The sequence below is a fragment of the Herbaspirillum frisingense genome (assembly GCF_047325095.1).
GTDB lineage: Bacteria > Pseudomonadota > Gammaproteobacteria > Burkholderiales > Burkholderiaceae_D > Herbaspirillum > Herbaspirillum frisingense.
In genome coordinates this window covers 1,517,870-1,541,597 of record NZ_CP168558.1, presented here as the reverse complement: position 1 = coordinate 1,541,597, position 23,728 = coordinate 1,517,870, and the positions used below count along the sequence as shown (strand labels likewise).

At 64.1% G+C, this 23,728-nt stretch carries 15 protein-coding genes; 6 read left to right on the top strand and 9 right to left on the bottom strand.

Annotated features, from left to right (window positions below; translation table 11 throughout):
- Window positions 1-46 precede the first annotated feature (46 nt).
- The 3 genes from ACEOAC_RS07125 to ACEOAC_RS07115 all read right to left on the bottom strand — a co-directional run bounded on the left by ACEOAC_RS07125 (window position 47) and on the right by ACEOAC_RS07115 (window position 5,590).
- Complete coding sequence (locus ACEOAC_RS07125) at window positions 47-1,258, bottom strand: efflux RND transporter periplasmic adaptor subunit (RefSeq protein WP_413445039.1); 1,212 nt, start codon at window positions 1,256-1,258, stop codon at window positions 47-49.
- Window positions 1,259-1,343: 85 nt separating this feature from the next.
- Window positions 1,344-3,992, bottom strand: coding sequence for a glucans biosynthesis glucosyltransferase MdoH (gene mdoH / locus ACEOAC_RS07120; protein ID WP_413628758.1), 2,649 nt, complete (start codon window positions 3,990-3,992; stop codon window positions 1,344-1,346).
- Window positions 3,965-5,590, bottom strand: coding sequence for a glucan biosynthesis protein G (locus ACEOAC_RS07115; protein WP_413444587.1), 1,626 nt, complete (start codon window positions 5,588-5,590; stop codon window positions 3,965-3,967). Before ACEOAC_RS07115 ends, mdoH begins: the two co-directional genes overlap by 28 nt.
- Window positions 5,591-6,005: 415 nt before the next feature.
- Here ACEOAC_RS07115 and ACEOAC_RS07110 point away from each other — a divergent pair, with 415 nt between their 5' ends.
- Together ACEOAC_RS07110 and ACEOAC_RS07105 are read left to right on the top strand one after the other, a co-directional pair.
- Window positions 6,006-6,500: a dihydrofolate reductase gene (locus ACEOAC_RS07110; protein ID WP_006464375.1), complete on the top strand. Its 495-nt coding sequence runs from the start codon at window positions 6,006-6,008 to the stop codon at window positions 6,498-6,500.
- Window positions 6,501-6,692: 192 nt separating this feature from the next.
- A complete protein-coding gene (locus ACEOAC_RS07105) occupies window positions 6,693-8,945 on the top strand; it encodes an arginine/lysine/ornithine decarboxylase (RefSeq protein WP_006464376.1) in 2,253 nt (750 codons plus the stop codon).
- Window positions 8,946-9,091: 146 nt separating this feature from the next.
- Here the strand turns inward: ACEOAC_RS07105 and ACEOAC_RS07100 are convergent, their stop codons facing one another.
- A complete protein-coding gene (locus tag ACEOAC_RS07100; RefSeq protein WP_413444588.1) occupies window positions 9,092-9,622 on the bottom strand; it encodes a chromate transporter in 531 nt (176 codons plus the stop codon).
- A complete protein-coding gene (locus ACEOAC_RS07095) occupies window positions 9,619-10,257 on the bottom strand; it encodes a chromate transporter (protein WP_413444589.1) in 639 nt (212 codons plus the stop codon). Before ACEOAC_RS07095 ends, ACEOAC_RS07100 begins: the two co-directional genes overlap by 4 nt.
- A 106-nt stretch (window positions 10,258-10,363) precedes the next feature.
- Here ACEOAC_RS07095 and ACEOAC_RS07090 point away from each other — a divergent pair, with 106 nt between their 5' ends.
- Window positions 10,364-11,290, top strand: coding sequence for a LysR family transcriptional regulator (locus tag ACEOAC_RS07090; RefSeq protein WP_102664670.1), 927 nt, complete (start codon window positions 10,364-10,366; stop codon window positions 11,288-11,290).
- Window positions 11,291-11,389: 99 nt separating this feature from the next.
- Here ACEOAC_RS07090 and dcd read toward each other — a convergent pair whose 3' ends face one another.
- Window positions 11,390-11,959: a dCTP deaminase gene (gene dcd, locus ACEOAC_RS07085; RefSeq protein WP_006464380.1), complete on the bottom strand. Its 570-nt coding sequence runs from the start codon at window positions 11,957-11,959 to the stop codon at window positions 11,390-11,392.
- A gap of 120 nt (window positions 11,960-12,079) precedes the next feature.
- Window positions 12,080-16,171: an ATP-dependent RNA helicase HrpA gene (gene hrpA, locus ACEOAC_RS07080; protein ID WP_413628757.1), complete on the bottom strand. Its 4,092-nt coding sequence runs from the start codon at window positions 16,169-16,171 to the stop codon at window positions 12,080-12,082.
- A gap of 207 nt (window positions 16,172-16,378) precedes the next feature.
- Between hrpA and argA the strand changes: the two genes are divergently transcribed.
- The 3 genes from argA to ACEOAC_RS07065 all read left to right on the top strand — a co-directional run bounded on the left by argA (window position 16,379) and on the right by ACEOAC_RS07065 (window position 21,026).
- The gene (gene argA / locus ACEOAC_RS07075) at window positions 16,379-17,692 is read left to right on the top strand and encodes an amino-acid N-acetyltransferase (protein ID WP_006464382.1); all 1,314 of its coding nucleotides are present in this window, start codon (window positions 16,379-16,381) and stop codon (window positions 17,690-17,692) included.
- Window positions 17,693-17,787: 95 nt separating this feature from the next.
- Window positions 17,788-18,060: an oxidative damage protection protein gene (locus ACEOAC_RS07070; protein ID WP_006464383.1), complete on the top strand. Its 273-nt coding sequence runs from the start codon at window positions 17,788-17,790 to the stop codon at window positions 18,058-18,060.
- Between the two features lie 170 nt (window positions 18,061-18,230).
- Window positions 18,231-21,026: a M16 family metallopeptidase gene (locus ACEOAC_RS07065; protein ID WP_413443513.1), complete on the top strand. Its 2,796-nt coding sequence runs from the start codon at window positions 18,231-18,233 to the stop codon at window positions 21,024-21,026.
- A 121-nt stretch (window positions 21,027-21,147) separates the two neighbouring features.
- Here ACEOAC_RS07065 and rpiA read toward each other — a convergent pair whose 3' ends face one another.
- Together rpiA and ACEOAC_RS07055 are read right to left on the bottom strand one after the other, a co-directional pair.
- On the bottom strand, window positions 21,148-21,828 hold the full coding sequence (gene rpiA / locus ACEOAC_RS07060) for a ribose-5-phosphate isomerase RpiA (protein ID WP_413443512.1): 681 nt from the start codon (window positions 21,826-21,828) through the stop codon (window positions 21,148-21,150).
- 82 nt (window positions 21,829-21,910) lie between these two features.
- Window positions 21,911-23,674 carry a cation:proton antiporter gene (locus tag ACEOAC_RS07055; protein WP_182992722.1) on the bottom strand — a complete coding sequence of 588 codons (1,764 nt, stop codon included), beginning with the start codon at window positions 23,672-23,674 and terminating at the stop codon, window positions 21,911-21,913.
- Window positions 23,675-23,728: the final 54 nt, after the last annotated feature.

Genomic DNA, 23,728 nt, shown 5'->3' with positions numbered 1-23,728 from the left:
GGCCGCCCTCCCCGGCGCAGCCTCTACTGTACAGCATGCCTGGCGGCTAGCGTGAGGCTGCGCCGGCGGTGGCCGCAGGGGCCGGTGGATTGGCTGGCAACAGCACCTGCTCACCTTCCTTCAGGCCCGACAGCACCTGGGCGCGCTCGCCATCGCGGATGCCGATCTTGATCTTGCGGCTCTCCAGCTTGCCGTCCTCCAGTACCACCTTCACGGTCTGGGTGCCATCCATGCCGGGCTTGGTCACCAGCGAGCGCGGGATGGTGGGCACACGCTCGGCCCGCGCCAGCACGAAATAGACATCGGCACTCATGCCGCTCATCAGTTCCCGGCTGGGATTGGCCACGTCAAAGAGCACGGTGTAGAAGGCCTTCTTGCCCTGCCGCCCGGAGTCGTCGGTGGGCAGCAGCATGATCTGGCGCAGCTTGCCGCTCCAGCGCTTGCCGGGATAGCCGGGCGTGGTGAAGTAGGCGGTCATGCCCTTTTGCAGGCGGGTGACGTCTTCTTCCGATACCGGTACCTGCACCGTCATGCGCGAGAGGTCGGCAATGCGCATCAGGACTTCCTGGTTGGCGCCCACCATCTGGCCCGGCCGCGCGTTGAGGATGACGATGGTGCCGCTGACCGGCGCTTCGATGCGGGTCTGTTTCTGCACCGCCTCATCTTCGCGGATGGAGGCCTCGGTCTGCTGGATCTGGGCGTTGGTGGCGTCCACCCGGGCCGCCGCCGCATACATGTTCATGCGGCTGGATTCATAGGATTCCTCGCGGGTGGCGTTCTCGGCCTTGAGCTGGGTCTGGCGCTGGAACTGCAGTTGGGCAAAGTCCAGCTGGGCGTTCTGTCCGGCCAGCTCGGCCTTGAGGCGCGCCAGCGTGGCGCGGTTGTTCTCGATGCGGCTGCTCTGCACGGCCGGTGCCACCGTGGCCAGCAGGCGACCGGCCTTGACGGCTTCACCGATGACCACATCGACATCCGACAATTGGCCAGCCACCTTGGAGCCGACATCCACATAATCCTGCGCCACCACATTGCCGGTGGCATTGACTACCTGTTCCAGGTCGGCCCGTTCGACGGTGACCGTCTCCAGCTTGACCGGAATCGGCTTGGGCGCCGCTGGCGGCGGCTGCTGGCGCGAATACAGCCAGTAACCGCCGCCCAGCACGAGCACCAGCGCCAGCCCGCTCCACCACGCCTTCTGTCGTGCAGGGGCGTGCGAAGTCGGGATGGCGTGGGGCAGTTGATCTTGCGGCTCGGTCATGGTCGCTCGTGGCAAACGCGAAAGATGATGTCAGAAAATGATGACGGCCGAATTTCATCGGCCGTCTCCGGTCCTGTCCGCCCCCTCAGGCGGCCAGCATCGGTGCGTCCTGCCGGGCCAGGGCGACGCGCCAGTCCGGATGGACTTCCGGGACGCCGCTCCAGACCGCCTGGTGCAGCTGAGACAGCAGACCCGGCTCTTCCAGGATGCTGTTCTTCTGCTTGTCGTTGAGCGCGTCCGGCCCATCCTTGAGCGCGGTGCGCACCAGCTTCTCGCGCAGGTGCTGCGTCAGTTGCGGCACCTGCGGATGGGCATGCGCAGTGGCACACACCAGGGCATTGAAGGCGGGATCGACCACCGCTTCCACGAAGCCGGGCAACGCCGGCGTTTCTTCATGGTGGCGCACGGTCTCGCGCAATTCGAAGGGTGGCGAGGTCTCTTCGGGAATCTTGAACAGACCGGCGCGACGGAAGCCACGGCCAAAGCTGACCCGCGAGGACAGCACCGATACCGGCACCGACACCGCCAGAGAACCGGCGATCGGGATCAGCCACCAGATGAAGGACGGGTTGAGCCAGTACACCAGCGCGCCCCAAGCCACGCCCAGCAACGAATGCCAGCCATGGCGGCGCAGCGCCTCGCCCCAGCCGGTTTCGTTGTCGGCGCGCGGCGGCGACTTCCAGCCGGCATTCCAGCCCAGGAAGGCGCCCAGCACGAAGCGGGTGTGGAACAGCATGCGCACCGGCGCCAGCGCCATCGAGAACAGCAGTTCGATCACCATGCTCAGGAACAGGGCCAGCGCGCCGCCAAAGCCCCGCGCGCCCTTCACTGCAAACAGCAATACCGCCAGGATCTTCGGCAGGAACAGGATGGTGGCGGTGGCCGAGACCAGCGCCAGGGCCTTTTCCGGATGCCATTCCGGCCAGATCGGGAACAGCTGGCGCGGCGCCGTGAAGTATTGCGGGTCGATCAGCGTGTGCGCGGCCAGCAATACCGTGGACAGGATCAGGAACAGCCCCCACAGCGGCGCCGAGACATAGGCCATCACGCCGGTGACGAACACGGCACGGTGCACCACGTGCATGCCACGCGCCAGGAACAGGCGGAAGTTCATCAGATTGCCCTGGCACCAGCGACGGTCGCGGCTCAGTTCGTCGAGCAGGTTGGGCGGCATTTCCTCGTAGCTGCCGTCGAGATCGTAGGCGATCCACACCGACCAGCCGGCGCGCCGCATCAGCGAGGCCTCGACGAAGTCGTGCGACATGATCGGCCCGGACAGGTTGCCCTTGCCCGGCAGCGGCGCCAGCGCGCAATACTTCATGAAGGGCTGCAGACGGATGATGGCGTTGTGCCCCCAGAAGTGCGACTCGCCCAGTTGCCAGTAGTGCAGGCCGGCGGTGAACAGCGGTCCATATACGCGGGTCGAGAACTGCTGGATGCGGGCATACAGCGTGTCACGTCCGGCCGCGCGCGGCGCGGTCTGGATGATGCCGGCGCCGGGATGGGCTTCCATCAGGCGGGTCAGCTTGGTCAGGCATTCGCCGGTCATGACGCTGTCGGCGTCCAGCACCACCATGTAGCGGTAATCGGCACCCCAGCGACGGCAGAAGTCGTCCAGGTTGCCGCTCTTGCGCTTGACGCGGCGGCGGCGGTGGCGATAGAAGATGCGCCCGAAGCCGCCGGTCTCGCGACACAGGCGATTCCAGGCGGCGGTTTCGGCGGCGCAGATATCGGCTTCGCCACTGTCGGAGAGGATGAAGAAATCGAAATGCGCGATCTGGCCGGTGCGCTCCAGCGACTCGTAGGTCGCCCGCAGGCCGGCGAAGACGCGTGCCACGTCCTCGTTGCAGATGGGCATGACGATGGCCGTGCGCGCTTCTTTCGCGATCTCGGTGTGACCGGCCTTCTCGTGCGAGATGAGGTACTTGTCGTCACCGCGCATGAGGACCAGGAAGCCCGTCATGGCCGTCCAGAAACCCGCCGACACCCACAGGAACAGCAGGCCGAACAGGAACAGCACCACCATCTCCAGCGGCTTGGTGCCGTGGTAGGGCAGCACGTCGCTCATGAAATAGGTGGCCATCGAGGTCTGCAGCACCATCAGGATCAGCAACGTGATGCGGCGTACGTTGCCGGTGTGCTGCCAGTGGCCCTTGGGATCAGGCGCCTCGGACTGGTCGAGGTGATCTTCGATGTAACGCGGTTCATCATCCACCGGTGCCGGCACCGGCTCGGCCAGCTTGGCGCGGCCCTTGCGGGCGCGACGCCAGCGGCTGGGGCGACGCTCCAGGCGGCGGGTTTCTTCCTCCACCCAGCGCGAGAAGGGATTGAGTTCACCCCAGGGACGCGGAACCATGGACTTGCGGTGCATGGGCGGCCCGACCGGAATGTGCGGTTGGCCGCGCTCCTGGCTGATGGGCGGCACGACGCTGCCGGTGTCGGCAGGGTCGGTGCTATCGGTCGCGCCGTCGGTATGGGACTGCGGATACATCAGGCGCAAGCGTGCGTCCACCGACGCCTGGGCGGCGGCTGCAACAAGTTGCACATCGCGCCCGGAAGCCTCGGCCAGCACGCGGTGCAGGTCCGCCACCGGATCACCGGAGCCGATCGCACCCGCCCGCGCCGCCAGGTCCTGGCGTTGTTCAGGCGACAGCGGCAGGCGGGCGAGGTAATCCTCGAGCGCCTGCGAGGCTGCCGAAGTCTGCCTTAGTTGGGGGGTAATATGTAGCTCCACGTTTCAGACAAGGTTGTGCCGCCATTGGCATTGCGCAGGAAACCGCGCAGCTCGACAGGCTTGTTTTCTTCCAGCCGGCGCAGCTTGACTTCCACGCGCCAGCCGCCGGTCATTTCATTCTTGCGTGTGGTCACGCTGGCCAGCTTGCCGTTGGCATCGGCCTCGACCACGCCTTCCACGCGCGCATTGGCCGGCAGCTTCTTGAGACTGCCACCGTCGAAATCGATGGCCAGTTGCTGCACCTCGTCGGCCTTGCCTTCCTGCTTGGGACGGTAGCCGTGACCGAACAGGGTCTGCGTGACGAAGGCCAGCGGCGGACGCTTTTCATTGTCCTTCTGCCAGGACAGGCGGTATTCCACATTGAACGGTTGACCCGGCTTGGGCAGGGTGTTCGGAATCCAGTAGGCCACGATGTTGTCGTTGGTCTCGTCCGGCGTGGGAATCTGCACCAGTTCCACGCGGCCCGAACCCCACTTGCCCTTGGGCTCGACCCAGGCGCTGGGGCGGGCCTGGTAGTTGTAGTCCAGGTCTTCGTAGTGCGAGAAACTGCGATCACGCTGCATCAGGCCAAAGCCCAGCGGATTGTCGAAGGAGAAGGACGTCACCAGCAGACGCTTGGGATTCACCAGCGGACGCCACAGCCATTCGCCGGTACCGGACTGCATCGACAGGCCGTCCGAGTCATGCACTTCCGGACGGAAGTCGTCGGCCGGGCCGGGCTGGTTCTCGCCAAACAGGAACATGCTGGTCAGCGGCGCAATGCCCAGCTTGGTGACATTGCTGCGCAGGTAGAGCTGGGCCTTGACGTCCATCACGGTATCGACGCCCGGCTTGAGCACGAAGCGGTAGGCACCGGTGGCGCGGGGCGAATCCAGCAGCGCATAGATCACCAGCTCCTTGGCATCCCCCGAGGGACGCTCCAGCCAGAACTCGGTGAAGCGCGGGAATTCCTCCCCCGAATAGAGCGCCGTATCGATCGCCAGGCCGCGCGCCGACAGGCCATAGCTCTGGCCGCGGCCCATGGCGCGGAAGTAGCTGGCGCCGTGGAAGGTCAGCACATCATCCTTGACCTTGGCCGAGTTCAGCGGGAAGCGGATGCGGAAACCCGCAAAGCCGAGATTGCGCAGGCTGCGCTGATCCACGCTGCGATTGGCGCTGTAGTCGAACAGGGCCGGATTGAAATGGATTTCGCGCACGGCGTCGCCGACCACTTCATTGACCTTGACCGGCTCGGTGTAGCTGGCGCCGAGGTGGATGAAGGACAGCTCGAAGGGCAGCTTCTGGGCACGCCACCAGGACTTGTCGTCGCGGAAGTAGATCTGGCTGGCCTGCTCGTAGCTCAGGTCCTTGAGCGACTTGGGCAGGTCATCGGTGGGTTTCTTGTAGGACTTGCCGGCCAGCGCCTTGGCGCGTGCGGCAACGGTATTGAAATCGAAGGCCAGGGCGGCTTGCGGTAGGGCCAGGGCCAGCAGACCGGCGAGGGTCGCGGGCGCGGCCAGACGGCGCCACCAGGTCGATCGTGTGGTGCTGGACGGGGAGGATGGTCCCGCGCCAGGCCCGGAGGTGGTGTGAAGCAGCATTATTGTTTTGTCTGACATGCAATTTTCTGGTTAAGAGCCCCGGCTGACGCTCTGGGCTGCGCCGAACTGGAAAGCAGGCGCTAGTTTACCCAAATGTGGCGGGGATTGTTCGCAAGTTCGCAGGGCGTTGGCATGGTTCCGGCATTTCCGGACAATGCCAGCGATGTTTCCGGAATGAAAATATCACTGCTGGCTGGCAGGCCGCTGACGAGGCCGTTCGGCTGCCGGTGTCAGGTATAAGGGCAGGTGCAGGTGCAGAAAGTTCCGTGCCGCAGCATGGCTGCTGTAACATTATGCGTCTGAAGAAATCGTCACCGGCCCAGGGCCGGCCCGCTGCGACCGATTCAGGGCCATCCAGGCCAATCAGACCAGTCCAGGCTGATTTGAGCGGCCTCGACCACCTTCCACTCCATTCAGGCAAGAACGCATCCGCATGACCACACCTTCCGGCCAGCTCACCATCGTCGTCGCCACCGACCTCAACAACGGCATCGGCATCAACAACACCCTGCCCTGGCGCCTGCCGGAAGACCTGGCCCACTTCAAGCGCACCACCTCGGGGCATGCCATCCTGATGGGCCGCAAGACCTTCGAATCGATCGGTCGGCCGTTGCCCAATCGCCGCAACATCGTCATCACCCGCAATGCCGACTGGCAACACGACGGCGTGGAAACCGCGACCTCGCTGCAGGCGGCTGCGGCCCTGGCCGGCGACGCCCCGGCCTTCATCATCGGTGGTGCCCAGATCTATGCCGAGGCCCTGCCGCTGGTGGACCGCCTGATCATCACGCGCATCGCCGGCAGCTTCGACTGCGACGCCTTCTTCCCGGCCATCGACGAGCAGCGTTGGCAGGAGACGGCGCGCGAGGAACACCACTCCGAAACTTCCGGATTGGACTACGCTTTTGTGACGTACCAAAGACGTTGAATCGGGTCCGGACAGCGGCTGTTGTTTTTTCCCGTTTTTGCTTAAACTGCGCACCTCTTTAGCGCATATCTGCGACAATCCCGCTTTCATTTTTTCCGGCGCGCAAGCACTGCCAGCCCAGGCGCTCTTCTTTTCACCCCTGCGCGCGTCCGCCTACCCGGCGCCCCACGCGCGCGAAGCCTGGAGAATTCCATGAAATTCCGATTCCCCATCGTCATCATCGACGAAGACTTCCGCTCCGAGAACACCTCGGGCCTGGGCATCCGCGCCCTGGCTGACGCCATCGAAGCCGAAGGCATGGAAGTGCTGGGCGTGACCAGCTACGGCGACCTGGCCCAGTTCGCACAACAGCAGTCGCGCGCCTCGGCCTTCATCCTGTCCATCGACGACGAGGAAATGGGGGCCGGCTCCGACGAGGAAACCGACCACGCCCTCAAGGCCCTGCGCGCCTTCGTCAGCGAGATCCGCCACAAGAACGCCGACATCCCCATCTATCTCTACGGTGAAACCCGCACCTCGCGCCACATCCCCAATGATGTGCTGCGTGAACTGCACGGCTTCATCCACATGTTCGAGGACACCCCGGAGTTCGTGGCCCGCCACATCATCCGTGAAGCCAAGTCCTACCTAGACGGCCTGGCCCCGCCCTTCTTCCGCGCCCTGGTCGATTACGCCCAGGATGGCTCCTATTCCTGGCACTGCCCCGGCCACTCCGGCGGCGTGGCCTTCCTGAAGTCGCCCGTGGGCCAGATGTTCCACCAGTTCTTCGGCGAGCGCATGCTGCGCGCCGACGTCTGCAACGCCGTGGAAGAACTGGGCCAGCTGCTGGACCACACCGGCCCGGTGGCCAATTCGGAACGCAATGCGGCGCGCATCTTCAATGCCGACCACTGCTACTTCGTCACCAACGGTACCTCGACCTCCAACAAGATGGTGTGGCACTCCACCGTCGCCCCCGGCGACATCGTGGTGGTGGACCGCAACTGCCACAAGTCCATCCTGCACTCCATCATCATGACCGGCGCGATTCCCGTGTTCCTGATGCCCACCCGCAATCACCTGGGCATCATCGGACCGATCCCGCTGGAAGAGTTCACGCTGGAAAGCATCCAGCGCAAGATCGAAGCCAACCCCTTCGCCCGCGAAGCCAAGAACAAGAAGCCGCGCATCCTGACCATCACCCAGTCGACCTATGACGGCGTGGTCTACAACGTCGAAACCCTGAAGGACATGCTCGACGGCGAAATCGAGACCCTGCACTTCGACGAAGCCTGGCTGCCGCACGCCACCTTCCACGACTTCTACAAGGACATGCACGCCATCGGCAAGGACCGCCCGCGCGCCAAGAAATCGCTGATCTTCTCGACCCAGTCGACCCACAAGCTGCTGGCCGGCCTGTCGCAGGCCTCGCAGATCCTGGTGCGCGAATCGGAAACCGTGAAGCTGGACGAGGATGCCTTCAACGAAGCCTTCCTGATGCACACCTCGACCTCGCCGCAATACTCCATCATCGCCTCCTGCGACGTCGCCGCGGCCATGATGGAAGCCCCCGGCGGCACGGCGCTGGTGGAAGAAAGCATCATCGAGGCGCTCGACTTCCGCCGCGCCATGAAGAAGATCGATCAGGAGTTCGGCGATGAGTGGTGGTTCCAGGTCTGGGGCCCCAACAGCTTCGCCGCCGACGGCATCGGCGAGCGCGAAGACTGGGTCATCAAGGCCGAGGACGACTGGCACGGCTTCGGCGACCTGGCACCGGGCTTCAACATGCTGGACCCGATCAAGGCCACCATCGTCACCCCCGGCCTGGCCCTGAACGGCCAGTTCGGCGAGACCGGCATCCCGGCCTCCATCGTGACCAAGTACCTGGCCGAGCACGGCGTGATCGTGGAAAAGTGCGGCCTGTATTCCTTCTTCATCATGTTCACCATCGGCATCACCAAGGGCCGCTGGAACACGCTGGTGACGGCACTGCAGCAGTTCAAGGACGACTACGACAAGAACCAGCCGATCTGGCGCATCCTGCCCGAGTTCGCCCAGCGCAACCCGCGCTACGAGCGCCTGGGCCTGCGCGACCTGTGCCAGCAGATCCACGAGACCTACCGTGCCTACGACGTGGCCCGCCTGACCACCGAGATGTATCTCTCGGACATGCAACCGGCCATGAAGCCCTCGGATGCCTTCGCCAAGATGGCCCACCGCGAGATCGACCGCGTCCCCCTGGATGAACTCGAAGGCCGCGTCACTTCGATCCTGCTGACCCCGTATCCGCCGGGTATTCCGCTGCTGATCCCGGGCGAAATCTTCAACAAGACCATCGTCGATTACCTGAAGTTCGCCCGTGATTTCAACGAGAAATTCCCCGGTTTCGAAACCGACGTGCACGGTCTGGTCAAGCGCGAAGTCAACGGCCGCCGCGATTACTTCGTGGATTGCGTCAAGCAATAAGCCTCAGCGCTGAACGTAAAAAACAGCCGATGCCTGCGAAGGCATCGGCTGTTTTCTTTTCGGGATCGACATACCCACTCCCGTTCGGACTGAGTAGCGGCTCTGCCGCGTATCGAAGGCGCAGGGACTCCGCGCCAGCCGCGCCGTCAGAAAGTGCCGAGATAGAAGAACCCCGCCAAGGCCCCGCCAAACAATAACCACAACGGATGGATCCTGGTCTTGAGCGCGATGATGGCGGTAGCCGCCGTGATCGCCGCCAGGAAGCCATGGGTGATCGAGGCCTGGGCGATCAGCAACGCCGATGCCGCCACCAATCCGCCGGTCACCGGGAGCAGCCCGGCCTGCACGTGACGCCGCCAGGGCTTGTCCTTGAACCTCTCCCACACGTGAAGCATGATGATGGTGATGATGGACGACGGCCCGAACTTGGCCAGGCTGGTCACCAGCATCCCCCAGAAGCCGGCTACATGCCAGCCCACCAGGGTCACCACCATCAGGTTGGGACCGGGCGCGGCCTGGCCCAGGGCAAACAGGGCACTGAAATCCTCGGCCGTCATCCAGTGATGCACCTCCACCACCTGGCGCTGCATCTCCGGCAGGATGGTATTGCCGCCACCGAAGGCCAGCACCGACAACTGCGTGAAGATGACGGCCAATGCGATCAGGGTCTGGCTCATTGCGCGCCCTCCTTCTTGGCTGTGTCCTTGACGCCATCCTTGGCAGCCGCAACCTGCGGCCTGGCGGCGAAACGCTCGCCGTAGCGGGCGGTCAGGATCACGCTGATCGGCGTCATCACCAGCATCACCCACAGCAGCGGGATGCGCAGCAAGGCGATGGCCACGAAGCAGACGATGGCCACCCCCGCCAGCACCAGGTTCTTGCGCAGCGGCAGCGCGATCTTCACCGCCATCTGGATCAGCAGCCCGGCAGCGGCCGCGGCCAATCCGGCGAAGAGGTGCTTGACGTTGGGATCATGCTGGAAGTGTTGGTAAATCATCCCCAGCAGGATCACGACGATGGACGGCACCGCGATCAGTCCGGTGATGCCTGCCAGCGCACCCTTCCAGCCGCGGAATTTCATGCCCAGCGCCACCGACAGGTTGATGATGTTGCCGCCCGGCAGAAACTGGCACAGCCCCAGCAGTTCCACGAATTCGGGTTCGGTCAGCCAGCGCCGCCGTTCCACGATCATGCGATGCGCCAGCGGCAGCGCCCCGCCGAAGGCGGTCATGCCCAGGCCGAGGAAGCCCAGGAACAGTTCTCTGGTAGTGGGGACAGGCCGCTCTGGGGCCAGGGGATCGGGAGTGCTCATCGTCGTCTCATGCAGGCGCGGCGTGATTGCCGCATGCATGAAAGGCTACTCTTGAGGAGGGTTTTTGTCTAATATATGTCAGATAGCCTATCCATATTCATACGATATGTCACCTGCCATCGACCTGCGCCTGCTGCGCTATTTCATCGCCGTTGCCGAAGAGGGCCACCTGACCAAGGCAGCCGAACGCATCGGGATCCAGCAACCGCCGCTGTCGCAGCAGATCCGCGTGCTGGAGCGCGAGCTGGGCGTGACCCTGTTCAATCGCCTGCCACGCGGCATGGAGCTGACCGACAGCGGCGCCGCCCTGCTCGTCGACGCCCGCGCCCTGCTGGCCCAGCTGGATACCACGGTGGCCAGCGTGCGCCGCATCGCCCAGGGCAAGATGGGGCGCATCGCGGTGGGATTCACCGAATCGGCTTCACTGCATCCCTTCGTGCATTCGGTGATCCGCGCCTTCCGCGCCGATGCGCCGGACGTGATCATGACGGTGGAAGAGAGCAATACCAACGAACTGATCGAATCACTGCGCGGCAAGCGGCTCGACCTCGCCTTCGTGCGCTCGCCGGTGGGCGACGCCAGCGGGCTGACGATAGAAACCATGCTGGTGGAAGACATGGTCGCCGCGCTCCCCATCGACCATCCGCTGGCCGACGGCGGCAAGCGCAAGAGCATCGCCCTGCACGCCCTGGCCGAGGAATCCTTCATCATGACGCGCCGGCCCAACGGCCCCGGCCTGTACGACACCATCATCGCCGCCTGCCACGCGGCCGGCTTCTCGCCACAGGTGCTCCAGGAGGCGCGCAAGAACCTCTCCACGCTGTCGCTGGTCGCGGCAGGCGTCGGTGTGGCGGTGATCCCGGCATCGATGACGCGGGTCAATGCGGAGGGGGTGGTCTATCTCAGGCTGACCGGTGCCTCGGACCTGAAAGCCCCGCTGCACCTGGCCTACCGGACCGGCAGCATCAGCGGCGCGGCGCGGCTGATGCGGGAAGAGGCGCTGAAACTAAGCGCCGGCCGCAAGCGCCGTTGAACACGTACGACATATGGCAGAAGCGCCATCCATACAAAGAAGGCTTCCCGCAGGAAGCCTTCTTTGTAAATCGTTTATCAGCTTGACGCCGCGATGTGCTCAGGTCTTGGGCAAGGTCACGCCATGCTGGCCCTGGTACTTGCCGCCGCGATCCTTGTAGGAAGTTTCGCAGATTTCATCGCTCTCGAAGAACAGCACCTGGGCACAGCCTTCGCCAGCGTAGATCTTGGCCGGCAGCGGGGTGGTATTGGAAAACTCCAGGGTGACGTAGCCTTCCCATTCCGGCTCGAAGGGGGTGACGTTGACGATGATGCCGCAGCGCGCGTAGGTGGACTTGCCCAGGCAGATGGTCAGCACGCTACGCGGGATGCGGAAGTATTCGACGGTACGGGCCAGCGCGAAGGAGTTCGGCGGGATGATGCAGACATCGCCCTTGAAATCCACGAAGGATTTCTCGTCGAAGTTCTTCGGATCGACGATGGTGGAATTGATGTTGGTGAAGATCTTGAATTCGTCGGCGCAGCGGATATCGTAACCATAGGACGAGGTGCCGTAGGAAACGATCTTGGCCCCGTCCGCCGACTGGCGCACCTGCCCCGGCTCGAAGGGTTCGATCATTCCTTCCTGCTCCGCCATGCGGCGGATCCACTTGTCTGACTTGATGGCCATGGTGTTCGACGTACTCGACTGATTCAAAGAATCACGCATTTTACGCGAAAATCGGTGGAAATTGGCTGAATCGCAGCGTGGAAGCGGTTTTCGGGCCGTGCCACGCTGCCAATCACGTACCTAGCGCTGCATACTCTCCCACACCTTCTGCAAGCGCTTCACCGACACCGGCATGGGCGTCTTCAGTTCCTGCGCATACAGCGATACGCGCAATTCCTCCAGCATCCAGCGGAACTCGGTCATCTTGGGATCGGCCCGGCCGGCGCGGTCCTTCAAGGCACGCTGGTAAGGCAGCGCCACCGAGTTCCACTCGCCCAGCAGGCGCGTATCACGGGCCGGGTCGGCGCGCAGCTTGTCCAGGCGCACGTTGATGGCCTTGAGGTAGCGCGGATAGTGGCTGAGGTTGCCATAGTCGGTCTCGGCCACGAAGCGCTTGCCCACCAGTTGCGAAAGCTGCGCCTGCATGTCGGCCGCCGCCTGGGCGTGGGCCTTGATGCCCTGCAGCTTCTTGGGCAGCGCATGATATTCGGCCAGGATCTGGCCACACAGGCGGGCAATCTCGTTGACCAGCAGGCCCAGGCGGGCCTTGCCTTCGTCGCGCCGACGATTGAATTCGTCCGCATTGCGTGGCAGCGGGTCCTGCAGGAAGGCGCGTTCCAGGCCGGCATTCAGGATCTGCTCGCGCAATTCTTCCTGTGATCCCAGGGCCATGAATTGCATGCCCATCTGCTGCAGGCCGGGGATGTTCTTCTCCAGGTACTTCAGCTGCTCCTTCATCTGCAGCGCGAACAGGCGGCGCAGGCCGGCGTAATGGAAGCGCGCAGCCTCGGCCGGGTCGTCGAAGACTTCAAGGTCGCAATGGGTCTTGCGGTCCACCAGCGCCGGGAATCCGATCAGGGTCTGTGCCTGCTTGCCGCTGCCTCGGGTGATTTCCAGCAGTTCGGGCAGCTCGCCGAAGCTCCAGCCGGTGAGGTTGCTGTACTCGCCTGTGGAAGCCGGTGCAGCGTTTGTCGATGCCGCGGCGGTAGAGGTGGCGGCTCCCTTGGGCGCTGCCTTCTGGGTCGCCGGCGCGGCAGCCTCGTCGTCGCTGTCGTCACGCGGTGCGATGGCCACCTGCTCGGCCAGCTTCTGGAACTGCTGGCGGGCCTGGCCGCCAAACTCGGCTTGCAGGGCGGCGAGGTTGCGGCCCATTTCCAGCTGACGACCATGTTCGTCGATGATCTTGAAGTTCATCGCGTGGTGGGCCGACAGCGTCTCCTGCTTGAAGTCGCTGGGCTTGACCAGGAGCGTGATCTGTTCGCGGATGTCGGCGATGATGGCGTCGATCAGGTTGCCGCGCCCGAAGGTCTTGCGTTCTTCCATGCGCTCGCAGAAACGCGCTGCGTAATCGGGCAGCGGCACGCAGTGGCGGCGCAGTTTCTGCGGCAGGGATTTCAGCAGCAGATGCACCTTTTCCTTGAGCATGCCCGGTACCAGCCATTCACAGCGGTCCGCCGAGACCTGGTTCAGGGCATACAGCGGCACGGTCAGGGTGACGCCGTCACGCGGGGCGCCCGGTTCGAAGTGGTAGGACAGCGCCATGGCGATGCCGGCCACGTTCATGGTCTTGGGGAAGAGTTCGGTGGTGACGCCGGCCGCCTCGTGGCGCATCAGGTCGTCGCGGTTCAGGTAGAGCAGCTTGGGATCGGCGGCGGTGGCCTGCTTGTGCCACTTCTCGAAGTCCACGCCGTTGCAGATGTCGTGCGGGATCAGCTTGTCGTAGAAACCGATGATGAGCTCGTCATCCACCAGCACGTCCAGGCGGCGCGACTTGTGTTCCAGGTTCTCGATCTCGCGGACCAGCTTCTGGTTGTGCGCGAAGAACGGGGCGCGGGTGTCGAAGTCGCCACCGACCAGACCATCACGGATGAAGATCTCGCGGGCCTCGGCCGGGTTGATGTTGCCGTAGTTGATGCGGCGCTGGCTATACACCACCAGGCCGTAGAGCGTAGCGCGCTCGGATGCCGTGACTTGCGCGGCGCGCTTCTCCCAGCGCGGCTCGCCCCAGGATTTCTTCAGCAGGTGGCCGCCCAGCTTTTCCAGCCACTCGGGCTGGATGTTGGCCACGCAGCGGGCATACAGGCGGGCGGTATCGACCAGTTCGGCGGCCATAACCCAGCGGCCGGGCTTCTTGGTGAGGTGTGCGCCGGGCCAGATGTTGAACTTGATGCCGCGTGCGCCCAGGTATTGCGCATCGTCCTCGCTCTTGAAGCCGACATTGCCCAGCAGGCCGGTCAGCAGCGCCAGGTGCAGCTGGTCATAGGTGGCCGCGGCTTCGTTCAGGCGCCAGCCCTGTTCCTTGACGATGGTCAGCAATTGCGAGTGGACGTCGCGCCACTCGCGCAGGCGCAGCTGCGAGAGGAAGTTCTCGCGGCAGTGTTCCTGCAGCTGGCGATTGGATTTCTTGTGGGCGATGGCTTCTTCGAACCACTTCCAGATCTTCAGGTAGCTGGCGAACTCGGATTTCTCATCGGCGAATTTCTTGTGCGCGTTGTCGGCCGCGTTCTGCGCGTCCATCGGCCGGTCACGCGGGTCCTGCACCGAGACGGCGGCGGCGATGATCAGCAATTCGGTCAGGCAGGCATTGTCGCGACCGGCCAGGATCATGCGGCCCACACGCGGGTCCAGCGGCAGGCGCGCCAGCTGCTTGCCCAGGGGCGTGAGGCGGTTCACGCCGTCCTGCTCTTCTACCGCGCCCAGCTCCTGCAGCAGTTGGTAGCCATCGGCGATGGCGCGCCCCAGGGGTGGTTCGATGAAGGGGAAGCTCTCCACGTCCGTCAGGTGCAGCGACTTCATGCGCAGGATGACCGAGGCCAGCGAGGAGCGCAGGATTTCCGGGTCGGTGAACTTGGGGCGCTGCAGGAAATCCTGCTCGTCATACAGACGGATACACACCCCCGCTGCCACCCGGCCGCAACGGCCGGCGCGCTGGTTGGCGGCCGATTGCGCCACCGGTTCGATCTGCAGCTGCTCGACCTTGTTGCGATAGCTGTAGCGCTTCACACGCGCCAGGCCGGCATCGACCACGTAGCGGATGCCCGGCACCGTCAACGAGGTCTCGGCGACGTTGGTGGCCAGCACGATGCGTCGGGCATTGCTGGTCTTGAAGACGCGCTCCTGGTCCTGTGCCGACAGGCGGGCAAACAGCGGCAGGATTTCCACATGCGGCGGATGGTGTTTGCGCAGGGCTTCAGCGGCGTCGCGAATCTCGCGCTCGCCGGGCAGGAACACCAGCACGTCGCCGGAACCGATGCGGGCCAGCTCATCGACGGCGTCGACCACGGCATCCATCAGGTCGCGTTGTTCGCGGTCCTTCTGGGCCTGGCTGGCACGCCCTTCGGCACGGGCGCGGGCCTGCGCCACCTCGGTGGAGACGCCGCTGCGGTCGGCATTGTCGATGGGCCGATAGCGGATTTCCACCGGATACAGACGACCCGAGACCTCGATCACCGGGGCCGGTACGATCTCGCCCTTGACCTCGCGGCCGAAATGGCGGGCGAAGCGGTCGGCGTCGATGGTGGCCGAGGTGATGATGATCTTCAGGTCGGGACGCCGGGGCAGCAATTGCTTGAGGTAGCCCAGCAGGAAATCGATGTTGAGGCTGCGTTCATGCGCCTCGTCGATGATGATGGTGTCGTACTGGCGCAAGAGCGGATCGGTCTGGGTCTCGGCCAGCAGGATGCCGTCGGTCATCAGCTTGATCCAGGCGCCCTTGGACAGGGTGTCATTGAAGCGCACCTTGTAGCCCACCAGCTCACCGGGCGGGGAATTGAGCTCCTGGGCGATGCGCTTGGCGGTGGACGAGGCGGCGATACGGCGCGGCTGGGTGTGGCCGATCAAGCCCTTTTCGCCACGGCCCAGCTCCAGGCAGATCTTGGGCAACTGGGTGGTCTTGCCGGAACCGGTCTCGCCACTGACGATGACGACCTGGTGGCGACGCAGCGCCTCGGCGATCTCGTGGCGGCGGCCGGAGACCGGCAGCTCTTCCGGGAAGGTTACCGGCGGCAGCGGGTTGCGCAGCGGCGGCGCGGCGTCAGCGGCGGGATCGGCGCGGCGCGGGGTGCGGCCATCGCGGCCATCGCGGACATTGCGCTCATTGCGCGGGCGCTCCTGCTGCGGGTTCTTCTGCGGCTCGGCGCCGGGCGTGGTGGTGGGTGCTTTGGTAACGGACATGAGGCCGACATTATACCTGCCACGGCCCGCCCGGTCAGGCTGCAGGCGGCTGCCGGGCCCATGGTGCAAGTTCGGGCAGTCTGGCCAGGCTCTGCCGGTCATGCTGGTCGGGCCATTGGTCCCGCTTTGCAACATCCCCGCAAGAAATCTGGCCGCTGGTAGCGCGCAAGCCTACGCCCAGCGCCGACGCTGGTTATAATGCGCGTCATGGAAAAACAGACCGAATTCGTCAACTGGCTGCGTTCCGTCGCGCCCTATGTCCACGCCTTCCGCGGCAAGACCTTCGTGGTCGCCTTCCCGGGTGAGCTGGTCACGGCCGGCGACCTGCAGGTACTGGCCCAGGACCTCTCGCTGCTGCACGCCCTGGGCATCCGGGTGGTGGTGGTACACGGCTCGCGCCCACAGGTGGCCGAGCAACTGGCACTGCGCAACGTCGAGGCGCGCTTTCACAATGGCCTGCGCGTCACCGACAGCACCGCCCTGGAATGCGCCAAGGAAGCCGCCGGTGAGCTGCGCCTGGATATCGAGGCCGCCTTCAGCCAGGGCTTGCCCAATACGCCGATGGCGCATTCGGCTATCCGCGTCATCTCCGGCAATTTCGTCACGGCCCGTCCGATGGGCGTCTACGATGGCGTGGACCTGCAACTGACCGGCGTGGTGCGCAAGATTGCCGCCGACGTGATCCAGCCGATCATGAATGCGGGCGGCATCGTCCTGCTCTCGCCGCTAGGATTCTCACCCACCGGGGAAGCCTTCAACCTGACCATGGAAGACGTGGCGGTCTCGGCGGCCATCGCGCTGCGCGCGGAAAAGCTGATCTTCCTGTCGGAAACACCGATGATGAAGGACGCCGCCGGAGCCGAGATCCGCGAACTCTCCTCGCACCAGGCTGAAGCCGTGCTGTCGGCGGGTTTCCTGCCATCGGATGCGGCCTTCTACCTCGCCAGCGTGGTCAAGGCCTGCAATGCGGGCGTCTCGCGTGCCCACATCGTGCCGTTTGCCACCGATGGCTCGGCCCTGCTGGAACTGTTCACCCACGATGGCGTAGGCACCATGGTCACCTACGAAAACCTGGAAAGCCTGCGCCAGGCCACCATCGAGGACGTGGGCGGCATCCTGAAACTGATCGAACCGCTGGAAGCCGATGGCACGCTGGTCAAGCGCGGCCGCGAACTGATCGAGCGCGAAATCCATTACTTCTCGGTGATCGAGCACGACAACGTCATCTTCGGTTGCGCCGCCCTCTATCCCTTCCCCGAGGCACGCATGGGCGAGATGGCCTGCCTGACGGTCAACCCGGAAGTGCAAGGCCAGGGCGATGGCGACCGTATCCTGAAGCACATCGAGACCCGCGCCCGCGAAGCCGGACTGACCAAGCTGTTCGTGCTCACCACGCGCACCTCGCACTGGTTCCTCAAGCGCGGCTTCGTGCTGGCAGGCGTGAACGACCTGCCGCAGGACCGCCAGCAGATCTACAACTGGCAACGCAAATCGCAGGTGCTGATCAAGAACCTGTATTGAATTTTTTCGTCAGGACGTGAGCAGGCTCAACCGCTGACCCCCATCGCAGGCCCGCCCGTCCCAGGCATTTCATCTTAACGAACCAAGGAATCGACATGGCACGCATGGTCCACTGCATCAAACTGAACAAGGAAGCCGAAGGCCTGGACTTCCCGCCCTATCCGGGCGAACTGGGCAAGCGCATCTATGAAAGCGTTTCCAAGGAGGCATGGGCCGCCTGGCTGAAGCACCAGACCATGCTGGTCAACGAAAACCGCCTGATGCTAGCCGATGCCCGCGCCCGCAAGTACCTGGCGGCACAGATGGAAAAGCACTTCTTCGGCGAAGGTGCCGATGCAGCTGCCGGTTTCGTACCGCCCAGCGAATAAGCGCGAGGCCGGGCGGCTCGGATCGCTGCCCACTCGCACAGCGCCGCCCTGGTCCGCCACGGCGGCGATTTTTTTGCCTGCGTGCATCGCATGGGGCCGTATCGCTGAGGCTACAATGCGGCTGGGTCTACCATTCCACCCTCGCATCCGTCTTCCTGCTGGAGTCCATCTTGTCCTTGCGTCATCTGCGCCTTGCCCTCCTCGCCCTCAGCCTGGGCCTGGCCCTCGCGGCCCCGGTTTCCTACGCTGCCACTGCCGCAGCCACCCCGGCCAGCGCCACCACAGCCGCTACCGGTGCGTCCCTGGCGTTGCCGCCCGGTGTCACCGCCGGGCCCAGTGCCGAGGGCATCAGCGAATACCGTTTTGCCAATGGCTTCAAACTGTTGCTGCTGCCGGACGACTCCAAACCCACCGTCACCGTCAACATCACCTACCTGGTCGGCTCGCGCCACGAGAACTACGGCGAGACCGGCATGGCGCACCTGCTGGAGCATCTGATGTTCAAGGGGTCGCCGCGCTATCCGGCCATTCCGCAGGAGTTCAGCAAGCGCGGCATGAACTTCAACGGCACCACCTGGCTGGACCGCACCAACTACTACGAGACCTTCCAGGCCGGCCAGGACAACCTGCAATGGGCCATCGCCATGGAAGCCGATCGCATGGTCAATTCCAGGATTGCGCGCAAGGACCTCGACAGCGAGATGACCGTGGTGCGCAACGAATTCGAAGCCGGCGAAACCTCCCCCTCGCGGGTGATGTTGAAGCGCATGCAGAGCGTGGCCTATGACTGGCACAGCTATGGCCGCAACACCATCGGCGCGCGCAGCGATATCGAGAACGTCCGCATCGACAACCTGCAGGCCTTCTATCGCACGTACTACCAGCCGGACAATGCGGTGCTGCTGATCGCCGGCAAGTTCGCGCCGGCCGAGGTGCTGCAATGGGTCAACCAGACGTTTGGCCGCCTGCCCCGGCCCAAGCGCAAGCTGCCGGAATTCTGGACCGTGGAGCCGACCCAGGACGGTGAACGCCAGTTCGCCATCCGCCGGCGCGGCGACCTGCAACTGGTGGCGCTGGGCTACAAGATGCCTTCCGCGCTGCACCCGGACGCAACCGCCCTCTCCTTCGCCAGCGACATCCTGGCCGACACGCCCAACGGCCGGCTGCACAAGTCGCTGGTGGAGACCGGACTGGCGACGGCGGTCTATTCGATGCAGCTCAGCGGCTTCGCACCGGGGCTGCAGATGATCGTGGCGCAGCTCAAGGCCGGAGTCGACATCGAACCCGTCAAGCAGGCCATGATCGCGGCCGTAGAATCCTTCAGCACCACGCCGCCGACGGCCGAGGAAGTGGCGCGCCTGCATCGCGAGAGCGGGAACAACTTCGAGACCCTGCAGAACAATCCGCAACAGATGGCCGTGGCCATGTCCAATGCGATTGCACGTGGTGACTGGCGGCTGGTATTCATCGACCGCGACCTGGAGCAGCGCCTGGGCAGTGCCGACATCGCTGCGGCTGCCGCCAGGTATTTCCGCCGCGACAATCGCACCGTGGGCCTGTACCTGCCGGAAGATCACCCGCAACGCAGCGAGGTCCCCGCCGCGCCCAGCGTGGAGGCACTGCTGGCCCAATACCAGCCGCGCCCGGCCATCGCCTCCGGGGAAGCCTTCGACCCGGCGCCCGGCAACATCGAACAGCGGACCACCCGCATCGCACCGGAACAGCCGCCGCACGCCTCGCTGAACCTGGCACTGCTGCCCAAGAAGTCGCGTGGGCAGACGGTATCGGTGAGCATGAACCTGGAATTCGGCGATGCCCAGGGTCTGTTCGGCCAGCGTGCCGTGGCCCAGTTGACGGCTGCCATGCTCCTGCGCGGCACGGAGAAACTGGATCGTCGTCAGCTGGCCGATGAATTCACGCGCCTGAAGATCAATGGCAACGTCTATCGCTTCCAGACCACCCGCGACAATCTGGTCCCGGCACTGGCGCTGGCCGGCGAGGTGCTGCGCCATCCGCGCATGGACCCGGCCGAATTCACGCAACTGAAGAATGAAACGCTGGCGGCACTGGAAGCCACCCGCAAGGAGCCGGACGCCCGCGCCGCCGAGGCCCTGCAACTGCACTTCGACCACTACCCCAGCGGCGACTGGCGTGCCGCGCAAACGCTGGAGCAGCGCATTGCCGCGGTGCAGGCGGTCACGCTGGAACAGGTCAAGGCCTTCCACCAGCGCTTCTACGGCGCTTCCCATGGCGAGCTGGCCATCGTCGGTGACTTCGACGTCCAGGCCACCCGTGCCGCCATCGACCAGGCCTTCGCCGGCTGGGCCAGCCCGGCCCCCTATGCACGGGTCTTGCACACCTGGGCCGATATCCCTGCCAAGCGTATCGTCATCGATACTCCCGACAAGGAAAACGGCGTCTATCTGGCGCGCCAGAACATCCGCCTGCGCGATGACGATCCCGACTATCCGGCGCTGGCGGTTGCCAATTACCTGCTGGGCGGCTCCAGCCTCAAGTCGCGCCTGGCCGACCGCATCCGCCAGCAGGATGGGCTGTCCTACGGCATCAACAGCGGGCTGCAGGTGGGCGCCATCAGTGATGCGGGCTACTTCAGCGTGCGCGCCATCGCGGCCCCGCAGAACCTGGACAAGGTCGATGCCGCCGTGCGCGAAGAAATCATCCGCCTCATCAAGGATGGCTTCACGGACGAAGAACTGCTGCGCGCCAAGTCCGGCATCCTGCAGCAGCGCAACCAGCAGCGCGCCGGCGATGGCGGCATCGCCACCAGCTGGACGGCGCTGATGAACCTGGACCGCAGCTTCCTGTGGCAGCAGCAGCTGGATTTGAAACTGGCCGACCTGACACTGGCGCAACTCAATGCGGCGGTACGCAAGTATCTTGATCCGGCGCGCATGACCGTGGTCATTGCACGGGACGAAGTCAAGGCCAAGGCCGCGCAGCCCTGATCGTCAGCGCTGATCCACAGCGATGGCAGCAACGAAAATGGCCGTGTCTCGCGACACGGCCATTTTTTCTTGCGTCCTGCAGGAGCGCAGAAGCTGCTGCTCGTCCTTCAGAACAGGGGCTTCAGAACTCCAGCTTCTTGACGCCGTCGGGGGTGCCCAGCAGGCAGACATTGGCACCCTGGCGGGCAAACAGACCATTGGTGACCACGCCGACGATATTGTTGATCTTGTCTTCGATATCGGCCGGATCGGTGATGGCCAGGCCCAGTACGTCGATGATGTAGCAACCGTTGTCGGTCACCAGCGGCTGGCCGTCGCCATTCTTGTTCAGGCGCAGACGCGGCTCACCGCCCAGCGCAGCCAGCTTGCGGGCCACTACGGCGTGCGACATGGGAATCACCTCCACCGGCAGCGGGAATTTGCCCAGCACGTCGACCAGCTTGGAACCATCGGCGATGCAGACAAACTTCTGCGCCACCGAGGCCACGATCTTTTCGCGGGTCAGCGCTGCACCACCGCCCTTGATCATGGCACCACCGGCATTGATCTCATCGGCGCCGTCGATATACACGGGCATGGTCTCGACTTCGTTGAGATCGAACACCGTGATGCCGTGCGACCGCAGGCGCTCGGCCGTCGCCTCGGAAGACGCTACCGCGCCCTTGATGCGATGCTTGATCTTGCCCAGTTCATCGATGAAGAAATTGGCGGTGGAGCCGGTACCCACACCGATGATTTCGCCATCGACCACGTAGTCGATGGCGGCCTTGGCCACAGCCAGCTTGAGTTCGTCTTGAGTCATTTTCTTTAGTCCAACGTAAATAAAACCCTGGGATCCGGTTTTCCGGAAGCCCTAAATTCCTATATGGCGGGATGATTGCCGCTCAGTGCACATCATCCGGCTTCTCGTCCAGCGTCTCGAACAGCGCGATCTGCAACCGTGAATGCAGCTTGACCAGCTTACTCCAGAGCAACCACAGCAGCCCGGCTGCGGCTGCCAGCACGAAGGCCAGCAGGTTCAGCGGCGGCAGGATGCTGGCGCTCAACACGAAGATCAGCAGCATGATGCCGACGATGGACATGATGGGCAAGACCTCCGAGACGACCTTGCGCACGCCGGAAGTATACGCTCCCGCGAACTCGGGCTTGACGCTGACCTCGGCCAGCAACATCGACAGGGCCTGCAGCTTGCGATAGGTGGCGATCAGGAATGGCAGCGAAAGCACCAGCGCACCACCCCAGATAATGGCTTTCTGGACGTCGGAATCCGGCGTCCAGGCCGACAGCTGGCGCGAGAGGCCATCGACGAAGAAGGCACCGCCGATGAAGATGGCGATCACCAGCGCCAGGTTCACCATCACCTGCATCAGGATGCGGCGGATGATGCGCGTGAGTTCGGCGCGGTCGCCGGTCGGTTGCAGGCTTTCCAGCCAGTTGGAGTACATGCCCATCAGCCCGGATACGCGTGCCGGCACCAGCGTGACCGCCTTGGCCGAGAGCGGGTCGGCAGCCTTGATCAGGTAGGGCGTGAGCAATGCGGTCACCGCCGACACCGCCACCACGATGGGATAGAGGAAGTCGCTGGTGACCTTCAGGCTCTGGCCCAGTGCGGCGATGATGAAGGAGAACTCGCCGATCTGCGCCAGGCCCATGCCCACGCGCATCGGCGTGCGCCCGCCCTGCCCGGCCACGAAGGTCCCCAGGCCGCAGCTGATGAGCTTGCCGAAGACCACGGCCAGGGTGATAACGGTGATCGGCATCCAGTACTTGACCAGCACGTTGGGATCGAACAGCAGGCCGATGGCCACGAAGAAGATGGCGGAGAACATGTCGCGAATCGGCTCGACCAGGCGTTCGATGCGATGCAGATGGCGCGACTCGGCCATCACCGCTCCCACCAGGAAGGCCCCCAGCGCCACACTGTATTGCAGCTTCATCACCAGCAGGCAGAAGCCGAAGAGGATGCCCAGCACCGCCACCAGCAGCATCTCCTGGCTCTTGAAGCGGGCGATGAAGCTCAGCAGGCGCGGCACCGCGAGGATGCCCACTACCAGCGAAACGGTCATGAACAGCACCAGCTTGCCCACGGTGGTGAAGACTTCGGTGGAATCGACCGAACCGCTGGTGGCCACCCCGGAGAGCAAGGCGATCATGCCGATGGCCAGGATGTCTTCCACGATCAGGATGCCGAAGATGATCTGGGCGAACTTCTCGTTCTTCATGCCCAGCTCATTCAGGGCCTTGACGATGATGGTGGTGGAGGACACGGCCAGCATGGCGCCCAGGAAGATGGCGTCCATCCGCTTCCAGCCGAAATACAGGCCGATCTCGTAGCCGATCCAGATCATCAGCAGGATTTCTGCGGCGGCGGCAATGAAGGCGGTGGCTCCGACCTTGGCCAGTTTCTTGAGACTGAACTCCAGCCCCAGCGAGAACAGGAGGAAGATCACGCCCAGCTCCGAAAGGATGTGCACGGTCTTCTCATCCTGGATCAGGTCGTACGGCGGGGTATGCGGGCCGATGATCACGCCCGCGACGATATAGCCCAGCACCACCGGCTGTTTCAACTTGTTGAAGACAACGGTGACGATGCCGGCGATCAGCATGATGATCGCCATGTCCTGGATGAATAACTCGACTTCGTGCATCGTGCGGGTTTTCCTTTCTGTTCTGTGTGACTGAAGTGGTGGTTTGAGCCAATC

Coding starts and splice junctions, on each gene's coding strand:
- argA (WP_006464382.1), top strand. CDS start 16,379: ATGGAAAAACAGACCGAATTCGTCAACTGGCTGCGTTCCGTCGCGCCC.
- rpiA (WP_413443512.1), bottom strand. CDS start 21,828: ATGACTCAAGACGAACTCAAGCTGGCTGTGGCCAAGGCCGCCATCGAC.
- ACEOAC_RS07115 (WP_413444587.1), bottom strand. CDS start 5,590: ATGTCAGACAAAACAATAATGCTGCTTCACACCACCTCCGGGCCTGGC.
- hrpA (WP_413628757.1), bottom strand. CDS start 16,171: ATGTCCGTTACCAAAGCACCCACCACCACGCCCGGCGCCGAGCCGCAG.
- ACEOAC_RS07070 (WP_006464383.1), top strand. CDS start 17,788: ATGGCACGCATGGTCCACTGCATCAAACTGAACAAGGAAGCCGAAGGC.
- dcd (WP_006464380.1), bottom strand. CDS start 11,959: ATGGCCATCAAGTCAGACAAGTGGATCCGCCGCATGGCGGAGCAGGAA.
- ACEOAC_RS07110 (WP_006464375.1), top strand. CDS start 6,006: ATGACCACACCTTCCGGCCAGCTCACCATCGTCGTCGCCACCGACCTC.
- ACEOAC_RS07055 (WP_182992722.1), bottom strand. CDS start 23,674: ATGCACGAAGTCGAGTTATTCATCCAGGACATGGCGATCATCATGCTG.
- ACEOAC_RS07105 (WP_006464376.1), top strand. CDS start 6,693: ATGAAATTCCGATTCCCCATCGTCATCATCGACGAAGACTTCCGCTCC.
- ACEOAC_RS07125 (WP_413445039.1), bottom strand. CDS start 1,258: ATGACCGAGCCGCAAGATCAACTGCCCCACGCCATCCCGACTTCGCAC.
- ACEOAC_RS07095 (WP_413444589.1), bottom strand. CDS start 10,257: ATGAGCACTCCCGATCCCCTGGCCCCAGAGCGGCCTGTCCCCACTACC.
- ACEOAC_RS07100 (WP_413444588.1), bottom strand. CDS start 9,622: ATGAGCCAGACCCTGATCGCATTGGCCGTCATCTTCACGCAGTTGTCG.
- ACEOAC_RS07090 (WP_102664670.1), top strand. CDS start 10,364: ATGTCACCTGCCATCGACCTGCGCCTGCTGCGCTATTTCATCGCCGTT.